Here is a 15,287-nt window from a genome sequence, read left to right on the forward strand (position 1 = left end):
AATGAAAGACGTTTTAATTATAACAAGTTACTTCCCGCCAGAAATTGGAGCTGCCTCTAATCGTATTTTCCATTTAGCAGAAGGTTTAGAAAAACGCAACTTTAACGTTCAAGTTATCACCCCCTTACCAAACTACCCAACGGGAAAAATATTTGAAAACTACAAAGGGGAGTTTAGGCACAGTAGTACAGAAAACAACATACAAATCCATAGATTATGGCTTTATGCAACGGTATCTAAAAATAAGTTTTTGCGTCTAATAGCTATGCTTTCTTACAGTTTCAGTTTGATATGGTTTTTTACATTTAATAAAATTCCTAAAACCGTAATTGTTCAATCCCCACCTTTGTTAGTTGCATTTACTTCAATGTTTTTTTTACGTTCTAAAAAAAGAAAACTTATTTTAAACGTGAGCGATTTATGGCCTATAGCAGGATTAGAACTTGGAGCTTTAAAGAAGAACTTCAGCTATAAAATGCTTGAAAATATTGAGCGTTTTAATTATAAATCTGCCGATATAATATTAGGGCAAAGTGAAGAAATACTCACACATATACGAACACTATCTCCAGAAAAGAAAAGCTTATTATACAGAAACTATCCTGATTTTATAGCTCCGAAGATAGTAGAAAGAAGTCCTAATGAAACGAAGATAAAACTAGTGTACGCAGGTCTTTTGGGTATTGCACAAGGAATTCATAAACTCTGTACCGAATTAAAATATAACCATATAGAGTTACATATATATGGTTCTGGGGCAGAACAAAATCTAATTGAAGATTTCATAAAAAAGCATCCAAAACTACCTATTTATTTCCACGGAAGTGTAAGCAGAAGCAGTTTACACAAAGCCCTTTTACAATATGATATTGCTATTATTCCACTATTAAACAGAATTTACGGATCGGTTCCTTCTAAAATATTTGAATACGCAAAACTAGGCCTTCCTATATTATATTTTGGAGGTGGTGAAGGAGAAAATATTGTTAATGAAAACAAACTAGGTTGGGTTGCTGAAGCAGGGAATTACCAAGATTTAAATAAGCTTATTGCAAGAATAAATACTTCGGAACTGACTTTAGAGTATAAACAGAAAATAAAAGAAAAAGCAATAAACGTATTTAATTTAGAGAAGCAATTAGAAGAAGTTTCAAGGTTAATCTAATATGCTTTCTCCTCACCTCTTATGGTGTTTATGAGGGTTTTAAGGATGATTTTAAAATCTAATAATAACGACCAATTTTCAATATAAAAAATATCATATTTAACACGACCAATAATATCCTTATCGGTTTCCACCTCTCCTCTATAGCCGCTAATTTGTGCTAATCCGGTAATACCAGGCTTCACAAAGTGACGAACCATAAACTTATCTATTTTCTTAGCATACATATTGGTATGGCTTACCATATGAGGTCTTGGACCAACTACAGACATATCTCCAAAAAGCACATTATAGAATTGAGGAAGTTCATCTATACTTGTTTTTCTTATAAATTTCCCTACTCTAGTTACACGTTGATCTCCTCTAGTAGCTTGATGTAAATGCGCATTTTTATTTGGCATCATAGATCTGAATTTATAACATTCAAACTCCTTATAGTTGAAACCGTTTCTAGATTGTTTGAAAAACACAGGCCCTTTAGACTCTAGTTTTATTAAAATAGCTATTAAAGGGGTTAACCAAGATAAAAAGAAAACGATGACTAGTGAAGAAAAAACAATATCAAAAGCTCTTTTTACAAACTGATTTACAGAGTCTTCTAAGGGAATATTTCTTAAGGATAGAATTGGAATATAATCATAGTATTCATATTTTAATTTCTTTGAATACACATCCTTATTATCTGGTAAAAACTTAACTAATTTCAGATTATTATCCGCAAAATCAACCACTTTATTAAGCTGACTATTTGTTAATTGCGATAAAGAACAATAGATTTCATCAACTTTTTCTTCTTTTATAAATCTGAAACAAGCTTCTATTTCTTCATCTGTTATGTTTTTAAAACTAAAGGTTTTTGTGTGAGAATAACCATATTCTGGGTTTTCTGTAAAAAACTCTTCTAAAGCTTGCGTTTGTTTGTTTTTTCCTAAAATTGCAGTAATCCTAAAGTTACCACCAAAGGAAACCCTATATCTCTGTAATAAATAATAAAGTGCAAACTTAAATATGCTAATTAAAAGAAAAACGGAACCTACATATTTAAAGATTGTTTCTGGGAGAATATTAATTTTATAATAAAGACCTGAGAAAGCAAAAACGACAAGGGTAAAAAGCGCCATTTGCCTTAAAATAAGCGATATTATCAACACCTCCTTCGTATACCTAAAAACAGCATAGAAATTAGAATACAAGGATATAACAACCCAAGCAATAGAGATTAGAAACACAAATGAAACGGGATCTACACTTTTGAAAAAACAAAGTAGCGCAAGACCGTTAATGATGCTTAAATCTATAAAATACGAGATTGGTCTTAAATAGACTGAATATCTTCCGGGTTTAACTGTACTCAATTTATTTTTTTATGTGTTTAGAGAAATCTTTATGCTCACTTTTATGTAGCTCCTCTTCAGATAGTGACTTAAAATAATTGAATGTTTTTAACATTCCTTCTTCCCTTTCTACTTTTGGATACCAGCCTAATAGTTTTTTTGCTAATGAAATATCTGGCTGTCTTTGCATTGGGTCGTCTACAGGTAGATCTTTATAAATAATTTTTTGCTCTGTATTTGTAAGCTTAATTATTTCTTCCGCAAAGTCTTTGATTGTTATTTCATTAGGGTTACCAATATTTACTGGATAAGAATAATCACTAAATAACAATTTATAAATTCCTTCTACTTGATCATCAACATAACAGAAAGACCTTGTTTGCATTCCGTCGCCAAAAACGGTTAAGTCTTCACCTCTTAAAGCTTGCCCCATAAAAGCAGGAATTACTCTACCATCGTTTAATCGCATTCTTGGACCATAAGTATTAAATATACGCACGATACGTGTTTCTAAACCATGAAATCTATGATAAGCCATAGTAATTGACTCTTGAAAGCGTTTTGCTTCGTCATAAACTCCTCTTGGACCTATAGTATTAACGTTACCGTAATATTCTTCGGTTTGTGGATGAACTAACGGATCTCCGTACACTTCGGAAGTAGATGCAATTAATAATCTAGCATTTTTAGCCTTAGCTAAACCCAAAAGATTATGTGTTCCTAAGGAACCAACTTTTAAAGTTTGAATTGGAATTTTCAAATAATCGATAGGACTTGCTGGTGAAGCAAAATGTAGGATATAATGTAAATCTCCTTCAATTTTTATGTATTCTGTAACATCATGTTCTATAAATTCAAAATTTGGGTTATCAGCTAAATGGCTAATGTTTTTCTTATCTCCGGTAATGAAATTATCCATACCAATGACATAGAATCCTTCTTTTAAGAATTTATCGGTTAAATGCGAACCTAAAAAACCTGCTGCTCCTGTTATAAGTACCTTCTTCATAAATGTGTTTTTAAGATGTTCTTCCTATCGAACTATAATTAAACCCTTCTGCCTTCATTTCTTTTACATCGTATAAGTTTCTACCATCAAAAATCACAGGATTATTCATTATCTGTTTTAGCTTATCTAGATCTGGTGTTCTAAAAATACTCCATTCTGTACATATAATAAGCGCATCTACATCCTTTGCTGCCTCATACATATTATTAGCATATTGTAACTGGTCGCCAAACTTTCGTTTTACATTAGGCATTGCTTCTGGGTCATACACCTTTAAGTTTGCCTCGTGTTTTAATAGCTCTTCCATCATATATAATGCTGGAGCTTCACGAATATCATCAGTTTCTGGTTTGAATGCTAAGCCCCAAATAGCAAAGGTTTTTCCTTTTAAATCCATATTAAAATGCGAAAGTATTCTAGGAATTAATATTTTTTTCTGAATATCATTCACTTTAATTACTGCATTTAAAATATCGAAATCGTAATTATTCTCTTTTCCGGATTTATGTAATGCTTTTACATCCTTAGGAAAACAAGAACCACCATACCCTATTCCTGGAAAAAGGAAGCGTTTACCAATACGAGAATCTGTTCCCATACCTAAGCGAACCATATCTACATCTGCACCAACTTTTTCACAAAAGTTAGCTATTTCATTCATAAAGGTAATTTTTGTGGCTAAAAAAGAATTCGCAGCATACTTAGTAAGTTCTGCTGACTTTTCATCCATAATAATAATTGGGTTTCCTGATCTTACGAACGGACTATATAGTTTTTGCATTAATGCTGTTGCTCTATCGGAACTTGAACCTATTACTATTCTTTCTGGTTTTAAGAAATCATCTACAGCAAAACCTTCACGTAAAAATTCCGGATTAGAAACTACATCAAAATCTACCGTTGTTTCATTTGCTATAGCTTCTTTTACTCTATCTGATGTACCTACTGGAACGGTACTTTTGTCTACAATAACCTTATATTCTGTAAGAAGCTTCCCAATATCTTTAGCTGCTCCTAAAACATAAGAAAGGTCTGCAGAACCATCCTCATCTTCTGGAGTTGGAAGCGCTAAGAAAATAATCTCTCCGTGATCGATTCCTTCCTGTAAAGAAGTAGAGAAACGTAGCCTATCTTCTTTTATATTTCTATCAAACAAAACATCTAGTAAAGGCTCATAAATAGGAACAATACCATTTTGCATTTGTTTTACCTTTTCTTCATTTATGTCTATACAAAGAACTTCGTTACCTGTTTCTGCTAAACAGGTACCTGTTACTAAGCCAACATAGCCTGTGCCAATTACTGATATTTTCATAATGTTTGATTTATGTTAAACAAAAATAGGAAATAAATAGAGTATGTTACTTAAAATAGATTCTTAATTGGTAATAGTGTGTTTCTTAAGAAACATTGTGCTATTAAATAGGCAAAAGAAAATAATAAAAAGAAACATTCCCCTATGCACCCAAAGAAAAGATTCTGTAAGAAACATCATCATAAAGATAATATTAAATACTAAGAACAGAAATACTTTTGACTTTATTGCTTTGCGAGTATTTAAAACTAAAATAACCAACAAATAAAGCAGCCCAAAAATCCCAAGTTCTGATAAAAATTGAGCATATAAATTATGGTAATTATATTCGTGATACCCTTTATAGGTATTAAAATTTAGGTGTCTTTCTCTTAAATTTTCTCTAGAAGCATATAATCCGAACCCTCGCCAAAATATATCTTCTTCTTCTATTTGATCCTTTAAAATTCTTAGTTGCAATATTCGTATCGAACTCCCTGTCCAAGGATAGACTCTATTAAATTTTTCACTATGTAGAACCTCATCATAATCAGTTCTAGTTTCCTCAAAAAACCTATCATATACTTGACTTGAAGAAATCCCAAAAACTATTGTTAGCACCAAGATTGACAATATTGCTTTTATGCTTTTAAAGTATTCGACCTTTTTATAAAAAAATAAAAACAACAAATTACAAATCAAAAAAGCAGTAATTAACATTTTGGATGATAGAAGCAAAATTATAAGTCCGAGAAAAAATAGTGACAGCTTTTCTAGTTTAGATTTGTTTTTTTTGGATAACAAATAGAAATAACTAAAACTAAAAAAAACGGATACATATATAGCATTTAGATCCAGAATAGATACTAGATTATGATAAGTGAATACATCTAAGGATTTAGTTTTAAAATAGTTCAATGATGCGGACAACAAAAACAATACTCCAAACAAAACATTAGATTTTGTGAAAATATTAAGTACAATATTATATTGTTTTTTGGAAAACTTAGGAATTACACTAAACGCTATTGGAAATAAAAACAAAGGAACGAATCTTTCTATCCCTTTGATGGTGTTTTTAGTATCTACAGACCAAAAATAAGAACAACAGAACAAAAGGTATAGCCCTATGGGCAGTAAAAGCATCGGAGATACTTTAAATTTTGGTTTATTAATTATAGTAAATCTTAATACAAAAAACAGAAAGACTCCGAATGCAATACTACTTGGAGCATAACCTATTAATAGGGTTGAAAGTATTAGCCCTATTAAATAAGAAAAAAAATCTGGATGATTTATGATAGTCTTAATGTTCACTAATACATGCATTAAAGAAATCTAAATACTTCTTATTAATTAAGTTCCAATTAAAATATTTAATTATTTGATTATTGCAATTATCTAGCTTATCCTGATGATCTGCTTTCAAAACTGTTTCTAGATAATTTTTAACATCATCTCCTGATTTAAAATAAAAGGCATTTTCTTTTAAAATAGTTTTATTAAACTCATTATCATTTGCAATTATTAAAGCTCTTGAAGACATTGCTTCAAGTAAAGACGGGTTTGTTCCGCCGACAGAATGACCATGAAAGTATAAGTTTGAATAATATCTTAAGTTATTTAAATGCTCTAAGTTATATATCCCTCCTACAAAATGAATATGTGGTTGATGCTTAAATTTATCTTTTAAATAAGCTCCAAAAGCATTTACGTCATGCTTTCCTACAACTATAAACGGAGTTTTATTATTAGACGAAGCAACTCCGTCAAGTATCGTTTCAATATTATTTTCTGGTTCTAATCTAGCTATCAACATATTGTAACTGTATGGTTCTAGATTATATTCAGATAAAATGTGTTGATTTGGAGTGTTAAATATTTCCGCTCCGTAAGCAATATATTCTGAGTTTATATTATACGTATTTTTTAAATAATTTTGAATTCCTATAGAGTCTGCAATTAAGTAATCACTAGAAATTACAGCTAGCTTTTCAGCAAATTTTAAAAACCTTTGTACTGGCTTGGAGTATTTAGATCGTTTCCATTCTAAACCATCCATATTTGTAATAATTAACGCCTTTTTAGGTAGTAATTTATACCAAACAGTACTACTTGTATACCCTAATTGAAGAAGTACATCAAAACCTCTTTTTCTAGCGTCTAAAATGCACTTTAAATCATATATAAATTGTCCTGCAGTCCCTATCTTATCCTCTGGGTCATAACAATGTATAATGTTTACACCTTTAAAGTTTTTATTTTGATAAGGATGGCAACTAGAATTATATACAGACACCTCATGGCCTTGCTTTGCCAAATACACAGAAAAAAACTCTGCAAACTGCTCAAAACCTCCATGATAATTTGGTACACCTCTAGTTCCTAATATTCCAATCCTCATATTCTATTTAAGTTAGTTAAGTGGTTTACACATAAAAAGTAGCCTAATATAAATGGTAGTAAACTATTAACATTATAAATTCCAGAAATAATTAGGGAGGTAAATAACAAATAAAATGCAAATCCACCCACTAAATTATTTATTGTCTCCAAGTATCCATTATTTATAGATTTAGCATAAGTTTTTGAATAAAGTCGAGCGATAAAAACTAAATAGAAAAAGACTCCCAAAAGACCAGCTTTAAAATATACTAAAATATAACCGTTATGGATAATAGGAATCAGTTTGGAATCAATTCCTTGGATTGCAAAATCTATGTCTAAATCAACTAAGCTTCCTATTCCCGCACCAAAAATAACAGCGAAAGTTCCTCTTTCACTAATTTGATCGATAGCTTTTTTAGCTTCAAAACCTCTCCATTTATCCCATAGTTCAGCATGATTTTCAATATTAATATCTGCATTGAATATTTCAGATGGCGCCACTTTTAGCTTATACAAGAAGCCTTCAACTCCTGTTGAGTTTCTATCTAAGTTAACGGAGTGTAAGATTACAAACAAAAGAATTATTGAGAAAATAGATGAAACACCAATTAAGATTGACTTCGTGTTCAATCTTGTATATCCATAAATACAAAACATAAAAATAATTAACGCCACAAATTGTGTTCTAGAAAAATAGAAAACAAATGATATAGTGAGGATTATAACGCCTATACTTACAAAGTTTTTATTTAAAAAAAATAGCTTGAGTTTATTTCTAGATAATAAGAAGATAAGTCCAAAAAACTCAATTAGGTTACTTTTTCCTCCTAAATATCTCAAATAATTCACACTTATATCTTCAAGATAAAACCACTTAATTACTATAAAAATATGTGATAAAGCTAATAATATGGAGAAATAGATTAAAAATTTAAATATAAAATCTTTATTATTTATTTTTAAACAGAAAGCATATCCTACTAAAATCATTAAAATTGGTTTAGTAAAATATAAAATTCCCTTTAAAAAATTAAAAGTATCAAAACCGTAATATAAAGAACTAACAATTGATGTTATCAATATTAAAAATAGTAATGAAATTATTTCAAAAGTGAACCTACTTATCTTTATCGTAGGAAGCATAAATATTCCAAACAATAAAGTTAGTGAGTAGGTAAGCTCAAATGATTTCAAATAATAAACATTTAAAACATATAAAATAAATAATATCTTATATGTTTTAGCTATTGAAATATTAAATAATAGTCGTTGCATTAACTCATTTAAATTACCTAAGATTATTTTAGTATTGCGTAAAAGATTTTAATAACCATTTTAAAGGATTATACCTTAATTGTTCTTTAAAATTTATAATTAAAAAGAGATCTTATACAACTTGATAAAGTGGTTGAGGTAAGTTTGCAAAGAAAATTCATTTATTGCTCTTTTATAACCTTTTTGAATGAAATTTTCAACTTGCCCCTCATTTGTAAGAGATTGTTTTATTTTTACTTCTAAAGACTTTACGTCATTAGGTGCAAATAAATAACCTGTTTCTGGCAATATAATTTCAACCAAACCTCCATGATTTGCTGCAATTATTAGTTTTTTAGCCAACATTGCTTCTAGTGCTACTAATCCAAAAGGTTCAGGTTCTGTAGAAGGTATAACTGCAATATCAATACTGTCCCAAATACCCCATATGTTATTTTGAAACGGAACTATTCTACAGTCATTTTCTAGCTTATATTCTTCAATTTTGTTTTGTAAATCATGAATAAAATAATCTTGATTAGGTGGAGGTGATCCTATAAAAATTAGTTTCAAATTATTAAATTCTGGTTTTACATTTTTAAAAGCTTCAAGAAGTAGTAGTTGCCCCTTCCATTTGTTTATTCTTCCTACTAACCCCAGTACAACATCATGTTTTTCAACTTTAAATAAATTAGTTCTAATATTTTTTATTTTAGCTGTACTAGTTTTTGGTGCTTCTCTATCCAAACCATTTAATACTATATGTGATTTTTTTAATAACCTTGGTCTTTTATTGCACAAAAAAGTTTTTGAAGCATTCGAATTAAATACAACTTCGGAAGAAAACAAATCAACAATTACAGGAAATATACTGCTAACTATTTTTGGTTTTTCTATAATCTCATGGACATGCCATATATGTCTGATTTTGTATTTTTTAGCATAAAAAGCACCAACTAATACGGCTAAAGTGTTAGAATGTACAATATCTACTTTAGTTCCTTTTAAAGCTTTTTTTAATTTATTTACAGAAGTTATAATAGTAAAAGGTAGCAACAATAAGCTTTTTATAGTAAACATACTTCTCGAAACTTTAATGATTGGAGAAATGATTACTTTTATATGATGTGCTTCTAACTTCTTTTTTAAAGGACCATCATTAGGAATCACCACTATTACATTAAAATCTGGTCGGATATTAATGCCATTAGCTAAGTATAACAAGGTTTTATCTGAGCCATATAATTCTGCAGACTGATGTATATAAAGAATGGTTTTACTCATAATTGTTTTAAAACTTTAGCAGGAATCCCTCCAATTATTACATTTGAAGAAAACTCACCTTTCACCACAGAACCAGCTGCTACAACGCAATTATCTCCAAGTATACATCCATCAAGAAACGTTACTTTAGAACCAACCCATATATTATTTCCTAATGAAATACCTTTAGAAATTACTCCCTGCTCTCTAATTAGTTTGGTATGGTCTAAAAATATATGATTTTCAGAATGGAAACTAATGTATTGCCCCATTATAACATCATTACCAATTAAAATTCCACCAGAACACCCAAAATATGAATATTCTCCAATTGCAGAGTGATTCCCAATATTTAGTCCTAAACCATATTTAGATAAATGACTAGTAGTGCTTATAGTAGAAAAGGAACCTATTTTTACAGAGTCTCCAAATATTATAGAGTTTTTAGCATAACAATCAATTGTTGTATAATTCTCAATTGTACAACCTTTCCCAAATTTAAAATTGCTTTTATTGTAGATTTTAACTCCTCTACCCAAGAATATTTTTCTTCTTGTATTCAGTATACCTCTTAAAAGCATTAAAAGTCTTCTACTAAAAATAGAAACTATTAATTTATCGGGGATATTTTGGTCTGGTGTATAGGTTTTACCAAAAATTTTAAGAAGTTTTTGTAAAAGTTTTTTTAACATCTTTAATCATGAAATTAAAACCTACGCTTAAATGTGCTAATTGTTTTTTAGGTGTTTTTAAGTGTTTGTTTATATACTTTTTAAACCCTTCTTTTAGCATATGTTCTCTACTTGCACCATAGCCACCAAAGTGAAGGTATTCTATATTTGGTAAATATAATACTTTGAAATTGTGTGTAGTTACTTTTTTGCAAAAATCTATATCTTCTACATACATGAAGTAATCTTCATCTAAACCTTTTACCTTGTGCCAAATAGCTTTTTTAGTCATTAAAAAAGAACCCTCAACCCAATCTACAGATTTTGGTGCCAGGTCTTTAAAATCGCCTGTTTTAAAACCGTTTGTAAATTTGTATAATCGCGATAGTTTGATTAACCTACTAGCTGAAGGAAAATAACCAGCAGAGTGTCTATATTCGCTATCTTTTCCTAGCATTTTAATACCTACAATACCAACATTATTAGTTTTAAAAGCCTCTATTGCCGGTTGTAAACTATGTCTTAAAATAGTGTCATTATTTAGCAATAGAATAAATTCGCCATTACTTTTACTAACCCCTAAATTATTGCCTTTTGCAAACCCTAAATTATCTTTACTTTTTATTAATGTGATATCTGTAGCAAATTCCTTTTCTAATACTTGTATGCTATTATCCTGTGATGCATTATCAACTATAATTATTTCATAAGATATACCTTGACATGTTTTTTTAATAGACTCAATACAGTCTTTTAAAAACCGTTCACCATTATAATTAATAATAATTATTGAGAGTTGTTTTGTCATTTATTATTTAAAGTATTTCCATTTCGAGATATCTAAATTCAAGGTTTTAAGTTGATCTATATCTTGTTTAAAATATGTTTTTAATTCTATTAAAGTTTGCGTATCTATTTCTGGTTTAGATTCGGTATATTTTTGTAAGACACTTTCTTTATAAGTTTTATACTTATTAGAGAGTTTTTGCCCTATGACTTTTGACGCTAGTTGCTTAAATCTTGTTGGCTTTAATAAAGTAGTAGTTAGTTTGTTTTGTTTGTATACCCCACCTTTATTAAATATTTCTTTAAGATTTGGTGGTTTAAAATTATCGGCAACATTTAGAAATTTATAAATGTCCTTTATTTCTTTTTCGGAGTCTGCAATTAAATTTTCAAAAAGTACAATTTTAACATTTTCTTCTCCAAAAGCCTTAATATATTTTTTACAATTTTCGTAATATAATGAATGCTCAGTGTATCGCCAAAAATCACCATATCTATTTGTTTTTCTCTTTAATTCACTATCGATAGCTTCACTAAATGAAAGAGTTTCTAGTAGCAAACGTTTTTGATGCAAGTAATTTGAAAAAGCTCTACTAATTGGGTCTCTTAAAGAGATAATAATTTTCAATTCATCCCCTAAATATGATTTAATTAGAGGAATTACTGTATCTGAAAAGTAAAAATAAGAAGGTGAAATATCTCCAAAAGCACTTTCTTCATCTATACTTTTATAAAGTGATTCATAATCTTCTCTATTTCGAATTATAGTTTTTAATGCTAGTTTATCTCCTGGTCCTTCTGTGTTTTTTTCAAGTATTCTATTTGCGAAGAAATGAAGTTCCTTTTGTTCTGGAAGATATATCTCTGGATGTTCTTTTAAGTAGTTGTATAAAGATGAGGTTCCTGCTTTTGGAACTCCAACTACTAAAAAATTTGGTTTTGTTTTAATCAACATCTTTGTTGTATTTTAGTCCTGACTCTCCATTTATTAGAGGTCGACTTATTAAATATATTTCAAGAATATAATTCAATTATGCATTAAGTCAAACTAAACAAACTTTTATAGTTTTCATAAACTTTATTCTTTAAACTGTCAAGGTTTTTATAACCATTAAATCCATTATCCATTATAACAGAAAAAGTATCGTATAAATCATTAAATTCAACTATGTGGATAACATCAGGGTCCAACCATGTTTTTACATAATTATTTAATTTAGGTATTTCAGAGGTTAATATAATACTTTGGACGTTAAATGAAGTAGCTGTAATGTTTCCATGAAGACTTGTTCCTGCAAAAACTCTAGAAACAGCAATTGCTAACATAATATCATAGACATTACTACTTTTTAATATCTCAACATTATTTGACTTCATGGTACTCAATATTTTCTTTAGTGCAATATCATTACTATGGCCAGGAGCATTTCCTATTGGAAGTAGTAAAATTGGGAGATTATGCTTGAGCGATATTTCATCTAAATTTTTTGCAATGACATTATAATTGTTTTTTGCATATTTTAATCCGACCTGAAAACAAAAGTAGTCTCTTCCAAACTTATTCACCAAATCAAGAGTTGCTTTTTCTACTTTTCTTTCTAATTCTACAATAGGAAAATAATCAGACATTATCAAAGCCGAATCAGGACTTACGAAAAATTCTTTTGTTACACCTATTTCTATTAGGTTATCATATGATTTTTGATCTCTAACCGATAAGAAGTCTGAATAATTTAAAGAATTAGACAAATATTTTCTAGATTTCTGACTAACAAATGATAATCCAGATGCACCAACAGCATTGTATGTGATTTTAGGTTGTGCATCTAAAAAAATTTCTTTAGGTATAATAAATGGTTTTTTAATTTTAAACCCATATGTTTTGGCTAATAACCTTTCCAAAATATCTGAAGGAATTAATTTATTTGCAACACTAATTACTTTAAACAATAAATCTGATTTTAAATAAGATATTATATTAATCCAGGTAGCAAACAATACTGCCCCACCTACAACAACAACTACCGTCTTATCTGTTACTTTACTATTGAACAACTCATTGCATGATTCTGTTTTAATTGCTCCAAAAGCAGATAAATTTGAATTCACACTTCCATAATATTCAATTTGAAGCTTTAAGTAGTCTTCTTTTAATTCTTGTTTAAGGTATTCTGTTATTAATATAGGAAATAATAAATCCCCATAATTATGCCTATCAATAGCTCCTATTACGATAACCTTGTCCATACTATAAATATTGTAAGTATTAATATTCCAAAAACACCTTTAAGATATAAATGTTTAAACTTAATCTGTTTTAAGATAAAAACATAAAAAATAATTAATAAAATTGATGTTGAAATTAATGAAAATAATGTTCCTTTTAAACCAAAATGGAAAGTAAAAAAGATACCAAAGATTACCATTGTTGCAAAAGACAAAATGTTTGCTTTTGCTCTTGATTTTTGTTTCCCTATTGCGGTTAGTATAATACCATAATATGACGCTAATAACCTAGTACTAACAAACAAACCAAACATTGGAATTAGGAAAATTAATTCCTCAAATTTATTATTAAAAAAAACGTCTGAAATAACCTGATTAAAAAAGGTGAAGATTATTACAACAAACAGTCCCAATACAGCTAACAATAACCATAAATCTATAAAAATTTTAGTGTTTTTTTTACTAATTTCATTTCCTTGATGTGTAATTACACTAATTTTCGGTATGTAGATATTAGATAAAATTGTAGAAACGCCTAAAGATCCTGATGCAAGTTTTAATCCACTATTATACGTTGCAACACCAACAGACCCAATAAAATACTTTATTATTATAGTATCAACATTAGAATATAACACAGAAACTATACGGTCCGTTAGATATGGTAGTGACTCTACTATTAATGTTTTATACTGAATAGAATTGTTCTTAAACTTAAAGTTTGTTTTTTTACTAACAATCAATAGAGATGCTAAAAACGTACACAACCTAACAATTAACATGACCATGCAGATAACTGTTATATTGGTAGTATAATAGGATGTAACTAGACAAGATAGAACTAATATTAAAGAACCTATTAAAGTTATTATTGCTTCTATACGATAATCTTCAACAACTCTAAAAACAATGGTTGATAATTGAAAAAAGGAAAAAGAGGAAACCGTTAAAAAAATCAAAATACTGTAAAAATCATAATTCAGTATTTTTATTAAAACAACAAAATATAAAATAAAAACAGCTATAAAAATATAGATTTTTAGTAATAAATTATTTAAAAAGAGATTTTTAAGATTCCCCAAATCTATTCTCCCTTCTCTCAATAGCTTTTGATTTATACCAAAATCAATTAAGACACAAAAAATAGCTGCTAGCGAGTTATAAAAAACATAATCCCCAAAAATTGATTTGTTTAAAACCCTAGCTAAAATAATAAATACAACAAAACTTGCAATTAAATTTGAAAATGTTGAAATCCCAGAATAAAAAAAAGTTAAAATCTTACTTCTCATTGATTTAATAGATTAAATATAATAGAAATTAAGTATAACCTTTTTGGTTTTTTAATAAAAAAACATTTCCAATCGATCTATCAATACTATTCTTGAAAAAAACATAGGATTAAACTCTCCTTCAATAACTTTAAGAGAATAGCTTGATGAAGTTCGATTGTATTCTATAAATTTATTTGGATTAAAGTAATCAAAAAACTTATCTCCTGGTATCTCAAAAACGACATCATCCATTTCAAAAGATGCATCAATAATATCAATTTTTGTTTCTTGATTTTTCCCTGTCATAAATAAAATTTTAATTGGAATAACATTTTCAGGAAAATCAAAATTAATAGTCTGCATGATTTCAGAACCAATTATTTTTTTTGAAACTGAGCGTTTCTTAGAGATTTCCTTATCGTCTACATCTAAATAATAAACCGTAAACTCCTCATTACCAGAAACTATCGCGTTGATATTAAATTTTAAAATATTTTTGTTTTTTACTTCAACGTTAATACCTTCTTGCTCTGTAAATTCTTTAGATTCTTTTTTATCATTTTTACAAGCATTCAAACTTACTATTATAAGTATAGATAAGAATATTTTTTTCATTATTTTGA

14 protein-coding genes are annotated in these 15,287 nt (G+C 28.7%); 1 reads left to right on the top strand and 13 read right to left on the bottom strand.

Features of this window, described 5'->3' with window-relative positions:
- Nucleotide 1: 1 nt before the first annotated feature.
- Nucleotides 2-1,165, top strand: coding sequence for a glycosyltransferase family 4 protein (locus tag DU428_RS02750; protein WP_113965746.1), 1,164 nt, complete (start codon nucleotides 2-4; stop codon nucleotides 1,163-1,165).
- Here the strand turns inward: DU428_RS02750 and DU428_RS02755 are convergent.
- The 13 genes from DU428_RS02755 to DU428_RS02815 form a co-directional block, all read right to left on the bottom strand.
- The gene (locus DU428_RS02755) at nucleotides 1,162-2,520 is read right to left on the bottom strand and encodes an undecaprenyl-phosphate glucose phosphotransferase (RefSeq protein WP_113965747.1); all 1,359 of its coding nucleotides are present in this window, start codon (nucleotides 2,518-2,520) and stop codon (nucleotides 1,162-1,164) included. The two genes, DU428_RS02750 and DU428_RS02755, sit on opposite strands and share 4 nt — an antisense overlap.
- Before the next feature lies 1 nt (nucleotide 2,521).
- Entirely contained in the window at nucleotides 2,522-3,508 is a 987-nt protein-coding gene (locus DU428_RS02760; RefSeq protein ID WP_113965748.1) for a UDP-glucuronic acid decarboxylase family protein, read from the bottom strand.
- Between the two features lie 10 nt (nucleotides 3,509-3,518).
- Nucleotides 3,519-4,823, bottom strand: a complete 1,305-nt coding sequence (locus DU428_RS02765) for a UDP-glucose dehydrogenase family protein (protein ID WP_113965749.1) — start codon at nucleotides 4,821-4,823, stop codon at nucleotides 3,519-3,521.
- Between the two features lie 63 nt (nucleotides 4,824-4,886).
- Nucleotides 4,887-6,131, bottom strand: coding sequence for an O-antigen ligase family protein (locus DU428_RS13610; RefSeq protein ID WP_113965750.1), 1,245 nt, complete (start codon nucleotides 6,129-6,131; stop codon nucleotides 4,887-4,889).
- A complete protein-coding gene (locus DU428_RS02775) occupies nucleotides 6,109-7,206 on the bottom strand; it encodes a DUF1972 domain-containing protein (protein WP_113965751.1) in 1,098 nt (365 codons plus the stop codon). Before DU428_RS02775 ends, DU428_RS13610 begins: the two co-directional genes overlap by 23 nt.
- Complete coding sequence (locus DU428_RS02780) at nucleotides 7,203-8,465, bottom strand: hypothetical protein (protein ID WP_123796484.1); 1,263 nt, start codon at nucleotides 8,463-8,465, stop codon at nucleotides 7,203-7,205. The genes DU428_RS02775 and DU428_RS02780 overlap by 4 nt, the downstream gene beginning before the upstream one ends.
- 99 nt (nucleotides 8,466-8,564) lie before the next feature.
- Nucleotides 8,565-9,728, bottom strand: a complete 1,164-nt coding sequence (locus DU428_RS02785; protein WP_113965752.1) for a glycosyltransferase family 4 protein — start codon at nucleotides 9,726-9,728, stop codon at nucleotides 8,565-8,567.
- Nucleotides 9,725-10,399 carry an acyltransferase gene (locus tag DU428_RS02790; protein WP_113965753.1) on the bottom strand — a complete coding sequence of 225 codons (675 nt, stop codon included), beginning with the start codon at nucleotides 10,397-10,399 and terminating at the stop codon, nucleotides 9,725-9,727. Before DU428_RS02790 ends, DU428_RS02785 begins: the two co-directional genes overlap by 4 nt.
- Complete coding sequence (locus DU428_RS02795; protein WP_072347873.1) at nucleotides 10,368-11,186, bottom strand: glycosyltransferase family 2 protein; 819 nt, start codon at nucleotides 11,184-11,186, stop codon at nucleotides 10,368-10,370. Before DU428_RS02795 ends, DU428_RS02790 begins: the two co-directional genes overlap by 32 nt.
- 3 nt (nucleotides 11,187-11,189) lie before the next feature.
- Nucleotides 11,190-12,119 (bottom strand): sulfotransferase family protein, encoded by a 930-nt coding sequence (locus tag DU428_RS02800; RefSeq protein ID WP_113965754.1) that lies wholly within the window; start codon nucleotides 12,117-12,119, stop codon nucleotides 11,190-11,192.
- An 83-nt stretch (nucleotides 12,120-12,202) separates the two neighbouring features.
- Nucleotides 12,203-13,411, bottom strand: coding sequence for a polysaccharide pyruvyl transferase family protein (locus DU428_RS02805; protein ID WP_113965755.1), 1,209 nt, complete (start codon nucleotides 13,409-13,411; stop codon nucleotides 12,203-12,205).
- Entirely contained in the window at nucleotides 13,393-14,682 is a 1,290-nt protein-coding gene (locus DU428_RS02810) for an oligosaccharide flippase family protein (RefSeq protein ID WP_072347867.1), read from the bottom strand. Before DU428_RS02810 ends, DU428_RS02805 begins: the two co-directional genes overlap by 19 nt.
- Before the next feature lie 51 nt (nucleotides 14,683-14,733).
- Nucleotides 14,734-15,279, bottom strand: a complete 546-nt coding sequence (locus DU428_RS02815) for a hypothetical protein (protein WP_072347865.1) — start codon at nucleotides 15,277-15,279, stop codon at nucleotides 14,734-14,736.
- Nucleotides 15,280-15,287: the final 8 nt, after the last annotated feature.

The organism is Oceanihabitans sediminis, from assembly GCF_003337215.1.
GTDB classification, from domain to species: Bacteria; Bacteroidota; Bacteroidia; order Flavobacteriales; family Flavobacteriaceae; genus Oceanihabitans; species Oceanihabitans sediminis.